We start from the raw sequence: 21,378 nt of genomic DNA, 5'->3' as shown, positions 1-21,378 counted from the left end.
CTTGAAGCTGGACGCGACATCAGGACTGTACAGGAACTGCTTGGCCACAGCGATGTGCGTACAACACAGATATATACCCACGTAATCGGACAACACTTTGCCGGAACTCGCAGCCCCTTGGATGAGTTATAAACGAGCAGCTACCAGCCAGACTCCGTTTCCCGCTAACGTCTGCTCTGTACGCTTTGCGGACTGAATATCAGGCTCAAGCATCCTCTGTGTATTGGCATACTGGGTATTCGCTGCATCCCATGAATGCGCTACCACCCTTCGCGATACGTTGAATAAGGTGCCCTTTTCCGCATGCCGGACATTGTCTTATTGGATTCCCTTCGAGGCTTTCAAGGCTGACATTATTTCCCCCGATCTTCCTCAGTTCATCAATGTAGCGAGAAGGCCGGATCTGGTTTGTCAGAAGGTAGACTCCCCTGCTAGCACGTGTCATTGCCACATAGAAAAGCCGGCGCTCCTCTGCGTGGGGGAAGATTTCGGGTGATGGGATCACCAAATGCAGCAGCTCGTCATCTTCTATCCGGCTCGGAACCCCAAAATTTCCCTCACTCACATCCAGAAGTACGCTGTAATCGGCTTCAAGGCCTTTGGCACGGTGGAAAGTCATGCTTCTGACTACAATGTGCGAGAATGAAGGCGTTCCGCTTTTGAAAGGATTCTGCATGTTATACCGTGAGAGGACCAAAACACTGAGTTTGGGTTTTACTTCCGTTTGCCACTTTGGGGCGATCTTCGCTGCAAATCCGTTCAACCGGTTCAACAGCTGTCGGCAAGCATTTTCCATGCTGGGTTTTTCCCATTCGACTTTCACGGGAATCACCCGAATCGAGCGTGGAATTTCCGGGCGAACTGACTGAACATCCTTCTTCATTTGCTCAGGGTTTTGTTGGACAAACGCAGCGGCGACCCCAGCAATCAGTTGGTTGCAGCGATAGGTTTGCTGCAGCCTACCAATCCAGCAAGTGCCAAAGTACTGCTCGAACTGCGTGAAAAGTGTGATATCTGAGCCCGCAAACCGGTAGATTGATTGCCAGTCATCCCCGACGGCAAAGATCTTGGTAAAGGGGCGTTGTGAGCGTAGTGCCTTGATCAGGTTTGCTCGAGGTTCGGAAATGTCCTGGAACTCATCAACCAGTATCAGCTTGAATGGACTTGAGTAGCGGCCGTCCTCAATGAGATTGATAGCATTGCCGATCATGCCCTCAAAATCGATGCTGTCTGCTTCTTCTAGCTTGCGGGTGTAGGCTTCGGCGAGCATCCAGACCGCGCGAGCAAAACGATCAGCTCGTGCCTTGTGCTTAAGGGCTATGGCACGTTCCAGTAGCATGTCCTGCTTGAGTTGAGCTGATCGAATATGCTTGATACAGACACTGATCAGGTTGTGATAACGCCGTATTACATCAGGCTCTAGGGCATTCATGACTTGGTCTAAACTGCGTGGGGTAGGCTCTATACCACGCTTGCTTAGCTGAGCTTCGAGGACTTCAAGCAAGTTGTCGTTATTGGCTTGAGCACTGGTCGTTTCAAAGAAGCTAATACCTGCCTGACGATATCCCTCTCGCTTTTGCTGAGCGTGTTCGACATAGTTTTCAAACGGTGACGTGCCATCCTTGTTGATGGCAAAGTGCTCGTGATAGGTATTGATCTCAGGGTAATAGAAATCCGGTTGCACATAGCGTTGCTCACCGCCCTCTTCGCCGATGAGCACCTGGCGTTCGTACTCGAAGGGTATAGAGTTCAACCATAGCCAGTTCGCAATGCGTTGCTCCTGCAATGACTTCACATACACGCCAGCTAACGTGGAGATCGTTGCGCCTTCACGCCGATTGCGGTCACTGATATACCGGCGATAATCCTCCTCGGAATCAAACACCTCAACTGGAATATCTGCCTTGGGATAGAGCACCAACAGCTGTGTCCATAATTGCAGAAAAACGGGGTCACTCTGCCGTAGCTCGTTGATCATCTGTTCGATCAATCTGGATTCACCGGCAGGATGTTCTACCCAGTTAGCCAGCTGAGGTGGTTTGCCTTCAACTTGCTGAATGATGCCTCTTCCCAGGGCATGAAACGTTGATACCTGGCAGGCGAGATCAGCTGCATTGACCTTTAACTGATGCGCCAGACGCACGCGCAGCTCTTTTGCGGCATCGTTATTAAATGCCAGAACCAGAATCTCCTCCGGCCGGTACAGTCCTTTGTCCAAAACATAGGCCACCTTCCCTACCATCGTTGCCGTTTTGCCGGAACCAGCCGATGCGACCAGCAGGTTGTTGTCTTCCAGCCTGATACAGGCTTCTCGTTGCTCGTGTGACAGGGAGCGACCATCTAAGTCACTGAAAAAGACATCGAAGCGGCTTAGCTCGGACGTGATAAATTTTGCGTTATAGCGTTGGCGCTCCTCACTATCCGCAAGCATTGATAGTGATGCCGGAAACTGTTGAGAAAGTGCTTGCGGCACTCGTTCGATATCAAACAGGGGGTGAGCAATGGCTTTGGCCGCTTCACCGGGTACCGATGCAATGGTCTGGTTGATATCTCCATGGGCTAAATATTGGTGACCACTGCGCGTCAAGGTCTGTATCGCCTCATCGATCTCAATGAGCTGTGCTTTGTCCGTTTCTATCGTGGATATTAGATGCTCATTGATTGCACTGCGAAGCTGTTCGACTAGATTTGATGCAGCTGAGGTGCTCAAGCCTCCAAGTACGTCCGTGCGATCTGTAGAGCGAATCTCGATTGCTGACCAGAGAAGGCCTTTCCGGGTACTGATGGCTCTGATCGTAGCGAATCTAAGTTCCGTGTTCTGCTGAAGCGAGAGCAAAAAGCGGTCAGGTGTTTTGTGATTGAACGAAAGCTTCCATTTCTGGGGTAGAAACAGATTTGCCCAGAATCCAGGCTTGGCAGTTAACTTCTTTGATCCCAAAGGGTTAGTCCCTTATCCACGTTGAAAGTGCTGATGGTATCACCGGTTGAGGCTGGTGTTCATTGACCAGCAGCTGCCGGGCACATAGGGCTATTTAAAGTAGCGATTTCTCGATACGCGCTGCCCGCCCGAGTAGGCAAAAATTTGAATAGGCAAAGCGCTTGGGAGGCTGGATTTAAGCGTCTATAAGCTGTATAAATAAACAGTAAAAATTGAGGCATGGGCCACTCCGTGGTACTCTTTGACATGTCCGTTCGCGGAAATGTAGGCAGACAGCATCGGATACACACCATGAATAATACCCTTGCGTTCTACAATGAAGATCAACTTCGGCGCGAAAGCATCGCTTACTTGTTGCTACTTGTAGCAGGTGTTGTTGGTGCTCATCGTTACTACTTGGGTAACTGGGCGTCGGCCTTCATCATGACGTTCCTGGGTGTGGCGGCGGTGTATGCGTTCGCCAATGAGATATCCGGCTGGGAATTTCTGGTATTTGCCTTGGTTGTTTGGTGCCTGCTGGACATGGTTTATGTTCACCGTGCAGTGCAAAAACGCCGGCAACAGGTCTACGATTTGAAACCGGTATTGCAGCTTTATCGTTGATGGTATGAGACACCTCGGTGCTGCATCGAAACGCAGCCATGTGGCCTCTGATGAGATTCGCGAGAGAAGTTGTTGTGGTACTTCTGGCACACGATCTTGGTACCTATTTTTCCAGTGCCGATCGTAGTGCTAGTTGGTGGTATGGCCGTTGCCATCAAGACTCTCGTTGTCTAGCCGTTCGCGTTGCGTCTGCAAAACCGCATCCGGTGGGTAGATCCGCTGCCAGTGGGTTAACTGCTCGGATTCCAGCCAGGATTTCAGCGCATGTGAATCTTTCCCCATAGGGTGGTCCCCACTGATTCCACGCTGCTCCCAGCTATTAAGTCTTGCGCTCCAGAAGACAAGCATCACACCTACTGGTGGTAGCTCACGCTCTATGGGAACCCACGGTGACCCATGCTGTACCTGCTGCTGTAGGGTGAGGAGCTGGTTATCCCGGTGCCTTGTGTATTCCTTTAGTCGGCTGAGGTGATTCCGTACATGGAAGACTAGTCGCTCAAGCTTGTACTTGTAGCGCTTGTTGGGGTCTCGGAGGGTAGCTTCCAATTGTTCGCGGAGATTATCCATGTTGGATGCTGCTCCGGGGTCACTCGATCTTGCCTGACAGGCGAAGAACGGCATCATCGATAAAACGCTGCACTAGTTGCCGCCCCTCATCGTTAAGCGATTCATAACCGTAGTCGTAGGCTTTGATGAGAGCAACTTCCATGTCCCTACTTTCCACTTGAACCGTGATGCGTTCACCGGCTTTGATATAGCTGGGAGTATAGCTATTGGGTGAGTACATAGGGTTTACCGCGCGTGCCTTCTCCGCATCCGGGTTCAAAAAGTCATGCATATCCGCCATGAGTCCTACCTTCCTTTGCTTGTATTAGTGCCGGTTCATACCGGGTTCTGCATGAACTATTGTGCTTCAAGTTGACGTGCATTTGGAATTTTAGTCTGGGGCGCTGAGCAGTAAGTTCTTCAACAGCCTTTGCGCCCGATCTGTCGCTACAATGGCCACGGGTGGCTTACCCCGCTCTCGATTCCACACATGCTGAGGGAGTTGGATCTTCTTTAGCAAGCTTGGGCAACGAGACACCATTCGATTTACCACGGTGCGCTCTGTACCAATGGCTTCCTCGATCTCAGAAAACCGGCGTGGATGGCGAACGAAGATCAAAAGGCGCAAGGCTGCAATGCTGGAGATGCCCTCATCCAAAAGGTCGACTAGAAGTGAATCGATATGCCCGAACGGGTCTGCCATGATTTGCTTGAGTCCTCGTGATTTTTTTCGTTGTTCCCTGAAGCGGCATGATCGATAGTCACCTTATATCTCATGCTGGATTTCATCCAAAGTGAGGCTCTCTTTCCGCCAAATATTGCTTCCGGGGCACACTCATCACCAAATTGGTATGCTGCGCAGGTGCCGCTCGATGGCCTCGATCATGGATTGGGTCAGGGGTAAGTGTGCTTTCTCTTTCGCCCAAACCTCATGGAAGCCTACAACGGTTTCCTTGGCAATTTCCAACACCCACTTTTCCGGCAACATGGCTTTCGCGGCCAAGTGTGATAACTCATCTAACGTGAAGTCGCTGAACTTTTTACTGCGGCTGACCTTTAGGGCCGCACTATCATCGGGGATATAGGGTACGGTCGAAACAAAGTCATACGCGGGGGCAATCGATGCTGTGTGCTTGTCTTTGTATATCACCGACCAATTTTTCAGGTGCATATCCGCATTGCCTATCAGCGTATTGAAGACCAATCGGCGGGTAAATTCGGCAATGTCCTCATCTTGACCTTCTATGCCCAGCACCTGAGCAATGTTACGCATACTGGCTTTTTGGTACTTGTCGTGAGGGTATACGCCGAATACCTGGGCAAAGTCCTCAATATGTATGGCACGGCCATCCGCACGGTCAAAACGCTTGATCACAAAGGCACTTTCACCAAACTGTCCGATCCCTTCCGGGATATTGGCAATCTGATTAATCGGCAGCAGCTGGGTCTCTGGCACATCCATTCCCAGCATGCGTGCCAATTCCATCATCGAATATTCATTTTCGGGTACAGCTTCGAATCGAGACGACGGCAACTTCACAATCCATGAGCCGCCCTGACCTGTTGCCGGGATCGTTAAACCACCCTTTGCCTGTTGCACGGCGGAAAATTTCAACTGCACACCCGCTAATGAAAAGCGCATGGGTGCCTCACGTTTCGGATCACCTTGTGTCTCGTTATGATAATTTGGTGGGAGCGCTTCACCATTGGCTGGCTCTACTGTGATCGCACCTGGTAAGTCTTGTCCGAGTGCCCACAATAGAAAAAATTCCCGCGCCGGGTTCACGCCTGCACGCTCTGCCAAGTAGTGGCGCATCCTTTCTTCTGGCAATAGATTGGAAAAAAACGGAAGCAATCGGGTTTGGGTTGGTTTGAAATCAGTAAGCAAGCCGCCCAGCGAATCTTTAAAGCCAAGTCCTAACACCGGTCGCGATTCATCATTGACGTAGCCATCTGTAAAAGCAAATAGCGTTCTGTCATGACCCACGTTGGTGATCGTGCCGACAGGTTCGCCGTGCAGCAAAACATTCAGAGTGGACACAAGGTTAGTCATCGTCTTCCTCATCTAAAAGGTAGGCTGGCGACACGTGTTCACCTTCAACGTGAGTACCGCTACTGCTTCTAATGATCGACCGTATCGCAGGAACAGACTTTTTAGGCGCAACCAATAGCTCCAGGTCGAGCACACGGGCGAGTGCAATCAAACTGGACACGCGTAGATCAACACTCCCTGACTCGATTTTCGAAATATGGCTTTGTGGTACACCCGAGCGAGCGCTCAGCTCCCGTTGGCTTAACCCTTTACGTACCCGTGCTTCTCGAAGAGTCGCCACTATCGGCTCAGTTATATAGCTCATTTTGATATGCCATAATGCATCATTGGTGTCATAATATATATAATAGCATATCAACCTGCTCCCCTTGGTACTGATGTTCATTTTGCTCTTGACGGATTCGACTGCAGGTTTTCCTTCTGTCCCGTGTCCTAGGACGCGGGACGACGGTGTGCAGGACATTCCTTCTATGATCTCTGCGGTTAACGGCTCATGCGGCATATCCGAAGCTGGCCCAAACAGCATTGTCTACACGAATTGGCGAGCTAAAGCCTGTCTTCATATCCATCATGGAACCGTGGTAATTGACCTCCCCGTCAAGCAGGAGTTGAGACAACAGGTTTATAGCTTGCCCAGCAATCTGCTGGTTGACCCCGAATGCTTGTCTGGCCAGTGAAGTTTGCATATCACAGGAAGCCCCTTGATGCTGCTCCCCTTCAGGGAGATTCGGAAATAAGTCAGTAGCGACCGGCAAGCGATCAGGATTGGTGGTAAGTTCACCCATCACAGTGCTTGCCGTTGCTTTCTCAACACCAGTATCCAGCCAAAGGGTGTATCGCTGTACCTTGGCGGCAAGGTTGGCCACCATCATCCGGCTCTCGACACTGTCGGTAGCCGTGATAATCAGATCGTAGTGCCCTTCTAGTAGCTTTTCTGTTGTCGCATTTTCCGGCATGGATCGAAACACGGTATAGCCCAGTGCAGCGTTGAGTCGGTGTGCCAATATGTCAGACTTGGGAAAACCAATCTCCGCTGGCAGGTAGCCAGTGCGGGACAGGTTTGGGGCTTTGATTGTCTTGGCATCAAACAGGTCAATACACCTGAAGCTCGCCTCACGGTAGAGGCCGTTCAACACACGCTCCATCATGAACAAATTGGTTCCAATGTAATAGCCGGTGCCACCACATCCAAGTACTGCGACACGCAAGGGCTTGCCCAACCAATCGGGTGGTAACTTAAAGCTCACGAATCACCTCCGCCAACGTTTTGTAAGGATTCAGCTCGGATACGCGCACCCATTCATCAGCAATGGCCTTGGCCTTCCAGTAACCGATCAGGGTCTTGTTTTTGGTGATGGTGGCTTTGTTCAACGTGCCGTTATGATTAGGGTGAGAGCCGTTGGCATCAAAGAAGACTGACTCCATTTCAACCATCGTGGATACCGACATGGATTCCGGCAGTGTTGCAGTACCACGGCAAAGGTCGCCGTGACTGTTCAGGTTGAATAGCGGCGCATGATACAACTGAGAATCCATCGTGGGCCTGGAGCTGTCAGGCAGCGCGAAAATACGAATGCGGCGCTGACACTTATCGGCAATGAATAGCAAGTTGGGGTAGCGCACTTGGCAATGCCAATGCCCCTTCTCTCCGCTTCCATGACGGAAATGAAACGGGCGTCGGGCCGAACGCACATACCAGACCAAATAGTGTGCATCATCGATCAACACATTATCCGGTATCAGGCGGATTTCGTGGTCGCGCTGGTCACTGTTGGCGTCCTGAATCATGTTTACGACAGCAGCGGGATCAACATAGTCACCAATTTGAAGCTGACCATCTTTCACCGCATGAAGGGTGATTATGTCTGTCTTACGGGGCGCGGTGCCGTGCAACACGAAGGCTGCTTGAGGCAGTACGGGCAAGCTGTTATCAATAAGCTCTTCATTGTTAACGTGCATGATCTGTTCTCCATCGTTTTGCCTTTCATTCACTGATAGTCGCAAACATCGAGAAACTTAGAACACAACAGCAGGTAGGCACGGGTCACTTCAATTGCTTTGGGATGCTCGTGGTTCACACTCCAGCAACCGGTCTCACCGGCTTCAAAGAAATGCATTTCGTGATCATGCAAAGCTTGCCAGCCTGAATCAGGCAGGTCGGCATTGACCACCATGAATTGCTCGCCAATGAAACGATCTCCCTTGGGTTCAAGAACATCAGCTCCGTATTCGGCATAGAGCGCAGCGGCCTCAGCTATTTCTGGCAAGCTGTTTAAAAGCTCTTTAACGGTTGGCTCATACGCAAAGCGAGGGTACTTTTCTACCAGTGCATTCAGTTCGATACGAAGTCCCTGGAACGTGTCTGGCGTATCCCCTGCGTTACGATTACCCATCCGGCTCAATTCGAGACAGTGCGTCAGGGCGTTGGTGACTTCACCCTCTCCCCACATTTCCTCAAGCTCAGGGGCAGTCACCTCAAGCAAGGTACAAATTTCTTCTGTTGATTCTGTCTCCAACATTGCTTCAATGCGGTCACGGTGCTTTTCAAAAGTTTTGGCATCAATGCCTACACAGTCGAGAGACATGTCCAGTTCGTAGTCGGCTATATCGCTGGCGGTATAGAAGCCGAGAGTGTCGCTCATCAATGCGCCAAAGCGATGGAACCAGTCAACCAGTAATGGATCGGGCGCTTGGCAGCGGATCAGAGTGACTAAATCGGTCGGCTCAATGTGGATGCCAAGTGTCCCACCCATGTAGCCTGTTTCCGTGGGAGATAGTACAAACAGGTTCAGCTCGTCCCCAAGGACGTCAGCAAGACGCGAAAAGGTCTGGCGAAGTACAGAACGGGCATGATCAGGCTGCTCAATGTAGGGTGCATTCAGCAGAGCGAGAAGCTCTGATTCATTGGTAAGGCCGTGTGTCACCCCAAAGCGAAGAAGGGCGCTCAGACCGCCACGCTGGGTACTCACAATCTCTTTGTCCCCCGCCGTGATACCTTCCAGTCGTTCAACAGTTTGGCCAACCAGTGCAAGGTGAGGGGGCTTCAGAGCAGTAGCACTCGACAACAGGCGTGTGGCGGCTGAATCCGGCGCAGATGTTCGAATCGTGGATGCTGTTTCAGTGGTTTGGCATTCTTTATTGAGCTGCATGACTCTGGCTCCTTTTGCTCCGCAAACTGCTGGATCAGGTCCAGCAATTCGCGGGTGTTCGGCTGCGGCTTAACCATTGGTCTTCATCACGGGGAGTGGGATGGTAAAGCGCACGGTGTCTTCATCGACCGGCACAGCATCCGATTCAAATACGGCCGAGTGACGAATTTGAGGAAAGCGTTGAGCCAACAGCTCGTATGACTCCTGTAGCGTCCCCAGCGGTGCCGGATCGGGAATGTCGTTCAGGGTGCCGATAGCAAAAATGCGTTTCATGACGCCTCTCCTTACAGTGAATCTTGATTGAAAATGTCATCCATCGAATCAGGCACGGCTGGCGAGGGTGCCGGAACTTCTTTCTGTTCGACCTTTACATCATTTTTACCCTGCTTGGCCGGACTTACAGGGTTTTTGGTGCTGGCAGCGGTCAGTCGCTTGGCAACAGCATCGGCAGAGAAATAGCTATGGTTGGCCATAGAGCTGCGCACCCGTTCCAATGCCGCTTCGACACTGGCGCTCTGAATGGCGTCTTCTCCAATCAATGTGATCGGAGCGGCCAATGCCGCCTTCATTGCTGCATCCGGCACAGCGGCAGGATCAGGGATCAGGTTGATAACGGCGGCAATGCTTTCGCCGTGGGGCTTGATGGATACCTGTACGTTGGCAATACCGTGTTCATTAATAAGAGAAGTCAGTACGGTCAGCATGGTGTTACTCCTTGTTCTCGGGGGTGGCTGCATCCATAGGGGATTCTTTAGGAAACTTCGAAGTGAAGTGGCTGCAGTAGGCGGCTGGCGCGTAGTGTGTCCAATCGAAGTCGCTAGTCTCAATAGCAGCCAGCAAATCGGCTTTTTTGCCCTTGGCCAGTTTGTTGAACGCTCCGTCCCCGTTGCTCTGGTCGTAATGGGTGTGGAAACCGGCCTCGGTACACAGTCGGGCAACCTGCGCGGTGGGATAGTGCTTCAAGGTGTGTGACTGCCACGCCTCAACAATCTGCACCTCGGGCGTGGAACGCATAAATGCCAGCTCATGCAGAATCCCTCGGGGAGCGGTAGAGCCGGTTTGGATATTCTCATCACACTTGGCCAGGTACTCAGTCACCATCAGGCGAGTAGCCATGTGGACTTCTGACTCGGTTTTGCCAATCAGGTGGGCAATACCTTCATGGCGCTTGCCGCACAAGGCTTGCGCGGCCATATGAGACAAGTACAGCCCTTCCAAACGAGTTGAAGGGAAGCTATCGCAGACATGCTTCGCCAGCATCCCTTCAGCGACTTCTTGCTGCTTGTTGCTCAGTGTCGCGCTGGCCGCCGCTGTCGCCTTGCCACTCTTCGCACTTTCATTGCCGGACTTGGATGTAGCTGGTGCGGAACCTTGGCCGGTGCTGGCGCTACCGGAATCTGAGGAGGGTTTGCGCTGGGCCTCTACTTTTTCATCGAAGCACTTGGCGTTGTTGCATACCTGCTGGCGCACGGAACCGGCAGTACGGGAGTTCAAACGGTTGTCGAAAATACAGACGTTGTGTTGGCAGCTCTGGCAGGCTGTGTGCTGTACTTCACCCAATTGGGTCACATCAATCAGGCGAATATGCTGGTTGTCGATAGTGGTGGCATCGAGCAGGGTGCCATACTGCTCATTGAGACGGGTGCGCTCCTCGCCAAGCCAATTGGTTTGCTTCTCTCCATAGCACTTGGCGTTGCTGCACATACCGCTTGGAATATCCTCGCCAAACAGATTGCTTTGGGAGCAGGCATCTGAGTTGTAAGGGCATGATGCACACTCTGACTTATCGAAACGTCCCAGTTCCAGCTTGATACGGGCTTTGCCAGCCCGTTCGCGCAAGTCATCTACTGTCCAGCCTTCATCCAGGATTTTTTCAAGAGTCCGATCCTGCATGGCATGGGTGAAGGCTGACAGGATCACCGCATGACCCAGTTTAAGTTTGCCTTCGTCCAGTGCATCCAGCACGGATTCCGTACATTTGGCCAGTGCCAGCCGGTCATCCATCGCTTTTTTGGAGAAACCAAGGCGCTTTCCTACTTCCTCGTAGTCACCACCCAACTTGGTGGCCAGACGGCGAATGGCGGTCACGGAGCTAACCAGAGAAAGGTCTTGGCGGTTGGTATTCTCGGCTACGTGACTTTCCAGCAGCGTATGAGCATCGCCCTTAATGATCGTGCAGTTAGCCTGCACATGGCCCAGTTCGTGTAGGGCTTGATAACGGGTGAAACCGGCAATCAGCACGTAGCCATTACCGCCTTCGCGGGGTGTAACCACAAGCGGTTGCAGCAGACCAAGCTGATGGATGCTGTCTTTCATAGTGGCCAATGCTTCGGGGTCGATGCGACGGCGTGAGTTCTCAAACTCGTGGTGGATCTCGGCCAGCGGAATCTGGGCCTGAGCGTTCAAAGCAGTGTTTGCAGTTTGTGGTTGTGTGAGCGCGTTCATAGGGAGTCATCCTCTTGTCTGTTCACGCTTCTAATTTCTCATTAACGCCTGTTCTTAAAAGGGTTTTGGCGGTGCTGCAGTTGATAAAATGATCCGTTAACACCAGTCGATGAGATGGTGTTGAGCTGGGTTGGAATCCCCTGCTCTTTTCTCTGGTTAGCCTGAAGGGAAAGGCCCCGTAGCTGGGGCCAAGTGGGACGGTAGATTAAGCCGCTGTACGTTGCGGCAGGTCGGCAATAGTTCGTGCATCGTAGGTCGGAGGTCCGTATTTGCGGTTCCGGCAATGCAAAATATAGCCGTACACGTCTTGAGTGAGCGAGTCCATCCAGACCACCTTCAGCTCACCGACCTGGTAGCCGTTAACCAAGCATACCGAAAGGAGTTGCACGGCTGCACATAGGCAGGCACGGCGGTCTTTGTCGAAGGCTGTGATTGAGAGTCGGTCCATTTTGTCTGTGTGGTCTTCGGCCATCACCCGGATGGCGGAAAGTAGCATGGAACCAGACCCAGCCGTTGGATCTGCTACTGTCAAAACCGGATAGGCGTTCCAGTCCAGATCGTGAAACTGCATTTTGGCCATCATGTATGACACCTCGGGAGGTGTATAGAAGGCACCTTTCATCTGTCGGTGCCCAACAGATTCGACATGCTGTTGAGCCATCCCCAGCAAATCCGTGGAGGTCTCGCAAAGCATGATGGTCTTGAGATAGCTGTTTGAGAGCATGCGGATTTCTTTACGGCACTCCTCGGGCAGAGGGGTGAGCTTGAGGTGGGTCAATCCGTATTCCCTGGTCAGCATTTCTGACAGGAACCAATCGAGTATTTCTATGCCACTGTGGCGAAAGCGGTTTGATTGCAGCAACTGATCCAGGTCACGAATGAATGGCAGGTCGCAGCGTGAAATTGGGTTAGAAGCCATGATCTTTTTATCCCATATTGTTGTCTGATACCGGGATAGAATCCTTCGAATCCGCAAACTTGAAACAGGATCGAAGGAGCCGATGGCAAACATCTACATCGTGACGGATCAGCGAGTTGGGGAACCTGATATTTTGTCAGCGGTAAAACATGCTTCGCTGGTACTGAAAGTGGATGGTAAGACTGTTGTTGGGTGCCCCGCTCCTGAAGGTGGGTGGTGCCATGAATATCTGCATGAAACAGCCAATATCCTCGCGACAAGCTTGGACGCTGCGGGTGTAATCGACGCTCATCTGGGTACAGAGTGGGTTGGATCGTCCGAGGTATAGTGGTGGCCTTGAAGAAGCTGCCCCTCCTGGCTATTGGTTGACGGGCTTTAACCTAGCCCTCATCATTAGGCTCACGATTTAGCCCTGTACACAGTGATTCAATTCACTGGCCGTTAGGGTAAGGAAACCGGTCTTGTTGAGCCGATTTTCTTGTATTAGGTGATCAATATTCGGTCCAGCAAATCCGAATCAGGGAAGACTCACGTGAAACGCTTTGCACTGATACTGGTAGCGACGGCAGTAGTGGCAACCACAAGCCAAGCTGCAACCGTAAAACAATCCTCATCTGGCATTTGCCATGATGAAAACAGCTCGTACTATGAGCGCACCAAAAACTTCAAGCCATTCAGCTCCTTGGATGCCTGTCTGCGAGCTGGTGGCCGTTTACCGAAAGGCTACAGCGGCAGTTCCAGTACATCATCAAGCAGTAAATCGGCGTCCAGCAGTGGTTACAGCCGCGAACAGTTCGGGAGAGGCTGGGCTGATACGGATGGCGACTGCCAGAATTCCAGGCACGAAGCACTGATCGCTCAATCAACCGGAAAGGTGCGCTTCAAGACCGGACGTGAGTGCCGTGTTATTGCCGGTCGCTGGATCTCTCCGTTCACCGGTGCCGTCATCCATGACCCAAGCCAGATCGACATCGATCATGTTGTCCCACTGAAGTGGGCCTGGGAGCACGGCGCAGCCAGCTGGTCACGTGCTCAGCGTGAACGCTTTGCCAATGACCCTGCAAACCTGTTGTCAGTCGAAGCCAGCTTGAATCGGCAGAAGGGCGCAAAAGGCCCCGATCAGTGGCTACCGCCGGCAAACCAATGCCAATACGTTCTGCGGTTCACTCGCGTCATGAAAACCTACAAGTTAAAGCTGTCACCACCAGAAGAGCGCCGATTTGCCCAAACTCGCAGTAGGGTCTGCGGGTAGTTATCGAAAACTGTTTGCACATCACAATTGACAGATGGTCTCGTAGAAGCCAATATACTGAACACTACTTAGCCCTGTACGCAGCGATTCAGTTCGCTGGCCGTTAGGGTGAAAAAACCGGCTTCCGAGCCGGTTTTTTCGTATATAGGGACTGATGTACTGTGCGCACCGCTTTTTTTATCGACGGATATAACCTCTTTTACGGGCTACTGGCCAATACGCGGTACAAGTGGCTAGACTTGCCTGCCCTGCTATCGCACATCGCTCAAGTTGAGAACCCCGAGTGCGTACCGGCGACGTTCCATTATTTCACAGCTCCGGTACAGCCCAAACTGGCAACTCGCGGCCTACTGTCTAAGCAGGCGCAGGACACCTACATCCGCGTGTTGAAGGCTCAGGGTGTCGAGGTTATCACTGGCCGGCATCAATTGGATCCAGCCAAAGCTCCCCGTTATGTCTGCCCAAACACTCCGCCGTCTCGACAGGACCAGGTGGCCATCTGGAAGCTTGAAGAAAAAGAAACGGACGTGAATATTGCCCTGAGCATGTATCGCATGGCCGTCAAACAAGCCTCTCAGCCCCAAAGTCAGCGTATTGAGCAGATCGTATTGGTATCGGCCGACACCGATATGGGGCCTGCACTGCAAGCACTTCGAGAAGACTTTCCTGACTTGAGGCTGGGCGTAATCCTGCCTCACCGAGAAGGTATTCAGCGCGTAGCACCCGGCTCTTTGCAGAATCATGCGCACTGGATGAGGCGCAGGGTCACAGTGGCAGAGTTAGAGGCTCATCAGCTCCCCGATCGCGTGCCGACCAAAAAGAAACCGGCAATCAAGCCTGACTACTGGTAGTGAGGCCGAGTCTACATCTTCAATGTCAGGTTTATGGGCGGCTTTTGGTCATAAGACCGCCTCTCACGACCATAACGTATCTTTTGAGGTTCGATCTGTGGCAAAAGCAGGGGTGAGCGCGCTCATCATCAGGCGTTTTGTCAGGCTTTCGGGCGCAATAGAGACAAAAAAGCCCATCATAGGCGCCCAAATACCTGACAAAGAGAATACCTCTGCCACCGGTTCACCCAGTGCCATATGGCCTACGCTTGCGTCAGCGCAGTAACGGGATATTGCCAGGCGCGAATTCACACATATGCAGCCGCATTTTGGAGATCCCCAGGTCGCGCAGCAGCCGAGCGGCGGTGTCGAGGGTCTTGAAAGACCTGAGCTCACCCCGCTTGGTCTCGATCCGGTGGTCAACGCCTTTGACTGAGCGGCAGAGCACGTGAAAGCGGCCATCCTGGTCCTCGATGATAAAAGCATCCAGGATGGCACCGGCCTCAATGAGGGCCTGGAGCTGGTCCAGTTTAACGGTTTTGGTCTCGCGGCTCATTCTGGGCACCCAAAAAAGACATTTTGGGCATCATACCCTGCCGACTGGAGGCTCACCACCAGGCCAGCGGTCGCGTTCATTTACCGTAATCGCCAATTATAGGCAGCGGGCCGGAACCGGCCCGCTAGGCTGATCACCCCAGCCAAAGGTCATATTCAATGCCATTCTGAATGGCGGCTTGTACGTTATCGCGGTTCTCCTGGTTGTCTGCAATTTCAGCCAGGGCGCGACCCACCGTGGCTTCCTGGCTTTCGATCATGCCCGTGTAGAAATCCAGACCACCCTGGTCCGGCGTTCGGCCTAGGACATTTTGATAGAACTTCGAGACCACCGACTCAATGTCGTTACCACTCAGGTACTGATCATTCGTATCGACGCCGTACACCTGCTGGAACTCATCAGACCAGACAAACTCTTCCGCCATCTGGACCGCTGAAGCCCCATTATCGGCACGGTCTATCCAATACCCCAGGCCGGACTCGTCGGGTGTACGGTTGAATGCAGCCTGGTAGGTACGATAGATGCCACCAGCACTGCTAGAGCCATCGAGATCTAAAGCAAGAGATCCATCAATGAACTGCACCCTCTCAACATCACTCAGGATGGTGCCTTCCTCTTCTTCAGCATGCTCCACATACCAATAAGGCCCCATGGTGTAGACCTGGTGCTCAGACAAAGGCCTCAAAAAAAGAGCCGTATCTACACCACCTCCACCCATAAGCCGATCAGGACCACCGAGCGAAATGAAGGCTATTTGCAAAATAGGGTTGGAATTCGCCCATTCTAACCCTGAATATGCTTCTCGTTAAAAGGCTACGTCTGGTTGGATTTCTCTGGTTTTGATTTCCTCACCAGAACTACGCCTTGGTTGGATTCTCTACCAGCTTTCTCTCACATGTCATCAGACAGCATTGGTGACAGCTTGATAGATGGCTGTCATAGAGGTATTGACCAGTGTTTGAATGGCGGTTTTCTTGCCTTCTCCAATCGCCCCCTTGAGTCCATCGAGCAATGTACTGTCTGGGGACAGTGGATCAGGCACCTTTTTCATGGCTTCCATCGCTTTCAGGGTCAGCGTCGTTCTCTGAAAGTCATAGGGGTAGCCCGCTGCAACGCCTTCGGTTCGGATAAACCCTTCGGCTTCCAGCCAATGTACGGTGTTCTCGAACAGTGACCATTCTTCTGGGGCTGACTGCCCATCAAACATCAGCTCGGTATCAAACGAAACCTCTGTGATAGATGAAGCATGAAGAACAACCGGGTTAGCCCAATGCTCATATAATGTCACCAAGATGCGGGCGATATACAGCTCACTCAGTTCAGGGTTACTCATCGTTGATCCTCGCTTTACCTCTTAATCCAACTCTCCGTTGTCTGCCTGCTTCAGCAGCGTTGGAATATGCGGCCCATACTCGACCTTGCCGCGCCCAGCACGTATGCCGCTTCCGACCTTGCGAGCTTCTTTGGAGTACAGCGTTTTTGCCCTGATGATGTCGTAGCTGTACCCCCGGCCTAACCGGTTAGCCATTTTGATCAGACCATTGGGCCCCTCGGTGTAGCCGTTGGTGATCGGAAGTGGCGCATCCCAGTAGGCAAAGATGTCGTCATAATGGTTGTGGACGGTTTTGGCCAGCTTCTTGAACGCCACCAGCCCATGCTCTGGCAGGCTGTTCTCCCAGGCCTCAAAGGCGTTCTGAGCGCTCTGCTTGTCGGGTTCGTCGTAGATGCAGAAGAAGGCCTCCTTGAAGTCATAGGCCACGGCAAGTTCTGGGATCGCCTGCTTCACGATCTCCAGCGCCTTTTGCTCTGCGGTCGTCAGGTTGCCGGGCCGCTTCAGGGTGAGCCAGCGAATGGACTTTTTGACGTAAATCCGATCTTCTTTGCTTAACTGTGCCTGATAGCTCTTGCGCTCCGCTTCCAAGGCTTCAGAGGCCATTTTGACGACATGGAACTTGTCGATCACCAGCTTGGCGTTCGGCAGATACTGAGCAAAGGAACGCCTGAAGGGCCGCCACATATCAGTACAGACCCATTCCACCTTGTCAGCATCCGGCAAATCCTTGAAGAAGGGCTTCAGGTGCTCTTGAGTACGATGTTCCAACATATCAAAGACGTTGTTGGTTGCCAGGTTGGTGATTACACAGCGGTAACCACCAGCCAGGTTCACTTCGTCGATGCCCATGATGACCGGGGTTTCGTAGTGTACGGTTTGCGATAGTTCGTCTATTAGGTCGTGGGCAATGCTTTTTACGGTGTTCACCGCAACGCCGGTTTGCTCTGCCAGAGCACGAAAGGTGGTTCCCAGGCACTGCTGTCGGATGACATCGACCAGCCGTTTGGTGGCTCGGCGTTTGTCATCCAGAAAACTCAACTCCGGCATGGCCATCTTGCCGCATGACTCACAGCGAAAGCGCGGGCGCTGCACTTCAAGGCGAACGGGCTCCATGTACAACGGCGTGTCCATGAACTTGTTTTTGCGCTTGCCGTGCTTGTGCATGGGGATATTGCAGTCCCCACACAGAGGCACCTCGACCGTTTCCGGCTCAGCAACGATCACAAGGCCCTTGCTTTCATGGCGCATATCCACCGGCTTGATGCCTGGCAGATTCAGCAGGTCAAGCATCGGCTTAATCCATATCCAGGTCGATGGACTTGCCTTCGTGCAGCAGGTCATACACCACGTCAACCAGCGCGGTCATTCCCTGGCGGTCAGACTTGAGCACTTGGGTGGCCAGCTTCTGGTGGCTGGACAAAGCACGCACCACCGCTTGCTGAACAGCGCCGGGGAGGTTGCCTTTCATGGCTTGCTCGCGAGTGTTGCTTTCCACCTGAGCCATGACGACATCGCTTTCACTGGTAATCGCTGAAATCTGATTAACAAAAGCCACCTGGTCCTGAATCGGTGTCGCCTCACCAAACAAGCTGTTAAGTCGCTCGATAATCTCTTTGACGAATTTCGGCTTGTCGCCTGCCACGCCACCACCGCCTGCACCTGCCGGTTGCAATACCGGGGTTTCGCCTTCGTCCTCGGCGTTATCTGAACGAGCATTGATGTCAAAACCGGTGAGCACCAGGCCGGTTAAGTCCACAGTTTCCGGGGCTTCGTGCAGCAGGCGCTTTTGCAGCAGCTTGGCGAAAGCGGCAAAGTTCTCCAACTCCGGGTCGCCAAAATCAATCAGTTGGGCGATATAGGAATAGGTACGGCAGAAGCGCCCCAGGTCCGACTTGAAGCCCATCAGCGCCTTGATCTGCTCGGCGTACTCATCCTGATGGTGGTCGGCAGACTTCATGCCTGCCTCATCGCCCTTGGTGTGGGCCTTCTCAAACGCCGCTTCCCAGGTTGCCATGCCGTCGCGCAGCATCTTCATCTTGTCGTTATACAAGGTCGTTGCCTCGCCAGTGGCGGCATACAGCGCCTTGTGCTGTGGCGATTTGGTATGAGTGATGTCGCGGATAGTCTTGAAGCGGGCTTCCTTGAACGCGGCCAAGTCCTTTTCGTCGTACAGGCCGTGCTCGTCCAAGCGCTCCTTGATCTCGTAGACCACGTTAAGGTCTTGCACTTCGTCGATGTGAGCACCCTTGTCATAGGTGGCAAAGGCCTTGCGTACGTTCTCCGGGTCGTTCACGAAGTCGATGATAAAGACCTCATCCTTGCCCGGTGCAGTCCGGTTGAGGCGGGCGAAGGTCTGCACAATCTCCACATGGTTGGCGATTTTCTTGTCCACATACATGGCGACCAGTTTGGGCTGGTCAAAACCGGTCTGGAACTTGTCGGCCACCAACATCACCCGGTATTCCGGGCGGTCAAAGGCAAAGCGCAAATCCTGCCCTTGAGCATCCGGGTTCATGCTCTGCTCGGTGAACTCCTCGTTCTCATCAACGATAAACACATCGTCTTTGAACTCACCGTCATCCTGGTGCATCACCTGCTTGCCAGTCATCTTGCCGGAGAAGGCCACCAGTGAATGAATGAACCCGTACTCGCTGTGCTGCTCAATATAGCGGTCTAGCGCCTTCTTGTAGCGAATGGCGGCGGCACGGGAGCTGGTCACGACCATCGCCTTGGCCTTGCCATCCAGCCGGTGGGCGACGTTCTTGGTGAAGTGCTCAACGATAAACTGCACCTTCTGGGTCACATTGGTGGGGTGCAGTGACATCCACTGTGCCAGGGCGCGTTTGGCGGCCTTGCCGCTTACCCGCTTACTGTCTTCAAGCTGCTTGGAGAGGTTGAAGACCGTTTTGTAGGGCACATAGCCTTTCAGTACATCGAGAATAAACCCCTCCTCAATGGCCTGGCGCATGGTGTACTTATGGAAGGCATCCGGCGGGTTATCGTCCGAGGCCGGTTGGCTTGGGTCTATCGGGCGACCGAACAACATCAAGGTGGAGTGCTTCGGTGTGCCGGTAAAGGCGAAGTAGCTGATATTTTTTGGTCGGGCGCGGGACTTTTGCAGTTGCTCCAGCAGTTCATCCACCGTCATGGTGGACATCTTGCCTTGCCCGCTCATTCCCAGCGCGGCTTGCAGCTTGGCGGCGGTAGAGCCGGTCTGCGAGTTATGCGCCTCATCAATGATCACCGCAAAGTTTTTCCCTTTCAGGGTTTTGTCAGTGATGATGGCTTCCATCGCATAAGGAAAGGTCTGGATCGTGACCACCACAATCGGCGTACCAGACAGCAGGGCTTCCGAGAGCTGCTTGCTCTTGGACTTGGATGACTTCTGCCGGTCAATGGCGGCAATCACACCAAACTGATGATCAATCTGCTTCACCGCGTCCTGAAGCTGACCGTCCAGCACATTGCGGTCGGTGACGATGATCACGCTGTTGAATACCGCGTCGCCGTTATCTTCGCGCAGTTTCACCAGGTCATGGGCCGTCCAGGAAATGGTGCTGGTCTTGCCGGAACCGGCGCTGTGGTCGCATAGGTAGGTCATGCCTGCACCGTTTTCGCGGGCATCGGCCAGCATCTGGTTCACTGCCGTCCATTGGTGGAAGCGCGGAAAAATCAGGGTCTCTTTCTTCGACCAGTTGCCCTGAATATCCACCACGTCTTTTTTCTCGACGTAGACAAAGCTATGGAAAATCCGCAGCCAGGCATCCGGTTGGCAGACGGCTTCCCAGAAGTAGGCGACCGGGTATTCCTGGCTGCCATCGGGCTTGATCTCACCAGGCGGGTTGCCCGCATGTACCGTATCGTTTTCGTCCTTACGGCCCTTGTTGAACGGCAGGAAGAAGGTGTTTTCGCCGTCCAGTTTGGTCGCCATCATGATTTCAGAGTCAGACATGGCGAAATGCACCACCGCGCCACGCTTGAAGGTCAGTAGCGGCTCCCGGCGTTTGGTCTTGGGATCATGCGGCAAGCGGTCATTTCGGTATTGATCCATCGCCGCTTCCGCCGACTGGGTAAAGTCGGTTTTAAGCTCCACCGTCGCCACGGGAAGACCATTGATAAACAGCACCAGATCAATAGCGAACTCACGAGCGGGGTGATACTTCAGCTCGGGCACCACGCGCAGGATGTTCGCCTGATAGCGCTGGATCACCGCTTCATTACGCTTGTCTTCCGGCGCTGCCTCGGTCATCTCGATCAGGCCGCAACCGGCAATGGAGAAGCCCTGGCGCAGCACCTGCATGGTGCCTTGTTTCTCCAGTGTTTTATCCAAGCGATCCATCAGCACTTCAAGGGTTTTGCCCCCGTTGAGCCGTTCCAGCTTGTCCCACTTTTCCTGCTGGCCGCTGGTTTTGATCCAGTCTTCCAAGTCTTCGGGGTATACCGCCCGCTCGGTGTCGTAGAACTTGGAATCACCTAGCTTCCAGCCCTGTTCTACCAACCGGTCGATGATGTATTGCTGAAAGTGTTTTTCCTGATGGGCAGATGCCTGCATTATTGTTCTCCTCGCAAATCAATCTGGCCAGTAACAGCGGCGGTAATAAAGGCCGAGCGGCGTTCTTTCAGCAGAGTGATGCTTTGCTTCACCTTGCCAATCAGCGTATCAATACGGGCGGTTTCGCGGTCGAGGGTGGCCGCGATGGCGGCTTGTTCTTCTGGTGGAGGGAGCGCTACTGGAGCATTACCAATAGTATTTT

Annotated in this window: 22 protein-coding genes and 1 pseudogene; 4 read left to right on the top strand and 19 right to left on the bottom strand. The window is 52.9% G+C overall.

Going from position 1 to position 21,378, the window contains the following annotated elements:
* Positions 1–132, top strand: a 132-nt coding sequence (locus KTN04_RS15725; RefSeq protein ID WP_217336186.1) for a tyrosine-type recombinase/integrase, incomplete at its 5' end; no start/stop codon positions are given.
* A gap of 73 nt (positions 133–205) precedes the next feature.
* Here the strand turns inward: KTN04_RS15725 and KTN04_RS15720 are convergent.
* The gene (locus KTN04_RS15720) at positions 206–2,938 is read right to left on the bottom strand and encodes a UvrD-helicase domain-containing protein (protein WP_217336183.1); all 2,733 of its coding nucleotides are present in this window, start codon (positions 2,936–2,938) and stop codon (positions 206–208) included.
* Positions 2,939–3,229: 291 nt separating this feature from the next.
* Here KTN04_RS15720 and KTN04_RS15715 point away from each other — a divergent pair, with 291 nt between their 5' ends.
* On the top strand, positions 3,230–3,541 hold the full coding sequence (locus KTN04_RS15715) for a TM2 domain-containing protein (RefSeq protein ID WP_217336182.1): 312 nt from the start codon (positions 3,230–3,232) through the stop codon (positions 3,539–3,541).
* A 129-nt stretch (positions 3,542–3,670) separates the two neighbouring features.
* Here KTN04_RS15715 and KTN04_RS15710 read toward each other — a convergent pair whose 3' ends face one another.
* From KTN04_RS15710 to KTN04_RS15660, 11 genes are all read right to left on the bottom strand, one after another.
* Complete coding sequence (locus tag KTN04_RS15710) at positions 3,671–3,823, bottom strand: hypothetical protein (protein WP_217336181.1); 153 nt, start codon at positions 3,821–3,823, stop codon at positions 3,671–3,673.
* A gap of 304 nt (positions 3,824–4,127) precedes the next feature.
* Positions 4,128–4,388, bottom strand: a complete 261-nt coding sequence (locus KTN04_RS15705; protein ID WP_217336180.1) for a hypothetical protein — start codon at positions 4,386–4,388, stop codon at positions 4,128–4,130.
* Positions 4,389–4,925: 537 nt separating this feature from the next.
* On the bottom strand, positions 4,926–6,140 hold the full coding sequence (locus KTN04_RS15700; RefSeq protein WP_217336179.1) for a type II toxin-antitoxin system HipA family toxin: 1,215 nt from the start codon (positions 6,138–6,140) through the stop codon (positions 4,926–4,928).
* Positions 6,133–6,444: a helix-turn-helix domain-containing protein gene (locus KTN04_RS15695; protein ID WP_217336185.1), complete on the bottom strand. Its 312-nt coding sequence runs from the start codon at positions 6,442–6,444 to the stop codon at positions 6,133–6,135. Before KTN04_RS15695 ends, KTN04_RS15700 begins: the two co-directional genes overlap by 8 nt.
* A 187-nt stretch (positions 6,445–6,631) precedes the next feature.
* Positions 6,632–7,387 (bottom strand): ThiF family adenylyltransferase, encoded by a 756-nt coding sequence (locus KTN04_RS15690; RefSeq protein ID WP_217336178.1) that lies wholly within the window; start codon positions 7,385–7,387, stop codon positions 6,632–6,634.
* Entirely contained in the window at positions 7,377–8,099 is a 723-nt protein-coding gene (locus KTN04_RS15685; RefSeq protein ID WP_217336177.1) for a hypothetical protein, read from the bottom strand. The genes KTN04_RS15690 and KTN04_RS15685 overlap by 11 nt, the downstream gene beginning before the upstream one ends.
* A 29-nt stretch (positions 8,100–8,128) precedes the next feature.
* Positions 8,129–9,289, bottom strand: coding sequence for a hypothetical protein (locus KTN04_RS15680; RefSeq protein ID WP_217336176.1), 1,161 nt, complete (start codon positions 9,287–9,289; stop codon positions 8,129–8,131).
* A 69-nt stretch (positions 9,290–9,358) separates the two neighbouring features.
* On the bottom strand, positions 9,359–9,562 hold the full coding sequence (locus KTN04_RS15675; RefSeq protein WP_217336175.1) for a hypothetical protein: 204 nt from the start codon (positions 9,560–9,562) through the stop codon (positions 9,359–9,361).
* Between the two features lie 11 nt (positions 9,563–9,573).
* Positions 9,574–9,993, bottom strand: a complete 420-nt coding sequence (locus KTN04_RS15670; protein ID WP_217336174.1) for a hypothetical protein — start codon at positions 9,991–9,993, stop codon at positions 9,574–9,576.
* A gap of 4 nt (positions 9,994–9,997) precedes the next feature.
* Positions 9,998–11,734: a ParB/RepB/Spo0J family partition protein gene (locus KTN04_RS15665; protein ID WP_217336173.1), complete on the bottom strand. Its 1,737-nt coding sequence runs from the start codon at positions 11,732–11,734 to the stop codon at positions 9,998–10,000.
* A 205-nt stretch (positions 11,735–11,939) separates the two neighbouring features.
* Entirely contained in the window at positions 11,940–12,653 is a 714-nt protein-coding gene (locus tag KTN04_RS15660; RefSeq protein WP_217336172.1) for an N-6 DNA methylase, read from the bottom strand.
* 532 nt (positions 12,654–13,185) lie between these two features.
* Here KTN04_RS15660 and KTN04_RS15655 point away from each other — a divergent pair.
* Together KTN04_RS15655 and KTN04_RS15650 are read left to right on the top strand one after the other, a co-directional pair.
* Positions 13,186–13,905: an HNH endonuclease family protein gene (locus KTN04_RS15655; RefSeq protein WP_217336171.1), complete on the top strand. Its 720-nt coding sequence runs from the start codon at positions 13,186–13,188 to the stop codon at positions 13,903–13,905.
* Between the two features lie 161 nt (positions 13,906–14,066).
* A complete protein-coding gene (locus KTN04_RS15650) occupies positions 14,067–14,756 on the top strand; it encodes an NYN domain-containing protein (protein ID WP_217336170.1) in 690 nt (229 codons plus the stop codon).
* A gap of 63 nt (positions 14,757–14,819) precedes the next feature.
* Here the strand turns inward: KTN04_RS15650 and KTN04_RS15645 are convergent, their stop codons facing one another.
* From KTN04_RS15645 to KTN04_RS15615, 7 genes and pseudogenes are all read right to left on the bottom strand, one after another.
* Positions 14,820–14,993 carry a hypothetical protein gene (locus KTN04_RS15645; protein ID WP_217336169.1) on the bottom strand — a complete coding sequence of 58 codons (174 nt, stop codon included), beginning with the start codon at positions 14,991–14,993 and terminating at the stop codon, positions 14,820–14,822.
* Between the two features lie 16 nt (positions 14,994–15,009).
* Positions 15,010–15,291, bottom strand: coding sequence for a hypothetical protein (locus KTN04_RS15640; protein ID WP_206837810.1), 282 nt, complete (start codon positions 15,289–15,291; stop codon positions 15,010–15,012).
* Between the two features lie 133 nt (positions 15,292–15,424).
* Positions 15,425–15,943: a DUF4214 domain-containing protein gene (locus KTN04_RS15635; RefSeq protein ID WP_217336168.1), complete on the bottom strand. Its 519-nt coding sequence runs from the start codon at positions 15,941–15,943 to the stop codon at positions 15,425–15,427.
* 249 nt (positions 15,944–16,192) lie between these two features.
* Positions 16,193–16,624 carry a hypothetical protein gene (locus tag KTN04_RS15630; RefSeq protein WP_217336167.1) on the bottom strand — a complete coding sequence of 144 codons (432 nt, stop codon included), beginning with the start codon at positions 16,622–16,624 and terminating at the stop codon, positions 16,193–16,195.
* A 21-nt stretch (positions 16,625–16,645) separates the two neighbouring features.
* On the bottom strand, positions 16,646–17,914 hold the full coding sequence (locus KTN04_RS15625) for an ISL3 family transposase (RefSeq protein WP_217336166.1): 1,269 nt from the start codon (positions 17,912–17,914) through the stop codon (positions 16,646–16,648).
* A 4-nt stretch (positions 17,915–17,918) separates the two neighbouring features.
* Entirely contained in the window at positions 17,919–21,176 is a 3,258-nt protein-coding gene (locus tag KTN04_RS15620) for a type I restriction endonuclease subunit R (RefSeq protein WP_254262612.1), read from the bottom strand.
* Positions 21,176–21,378 (bottom strand): annotated as a pseudogene (locus KTN04_RS15615) (hypothetical protein); the annotation flags it as partial. The gene KTN04_RS15620 and the pseudogene KTN04_RS15615, both read right to left, overlap by 1 nt.

The sequence above is a fragment of the Marinobacterium weihaiense genome, from assembly GCF_019061305.1.
Lineage (GTDB): Bacteria > Pseudomonadota > Gammaproteobacteria > Pseudomonadales > Balneatricaceae > Marinobacterium > Marinobacterium weihaiense.
The sequence above is the reverse complement of the archived record's forward strand: the minus strand, read 5'-3'. Positions and strand labels throughout refer to the sequence as shown.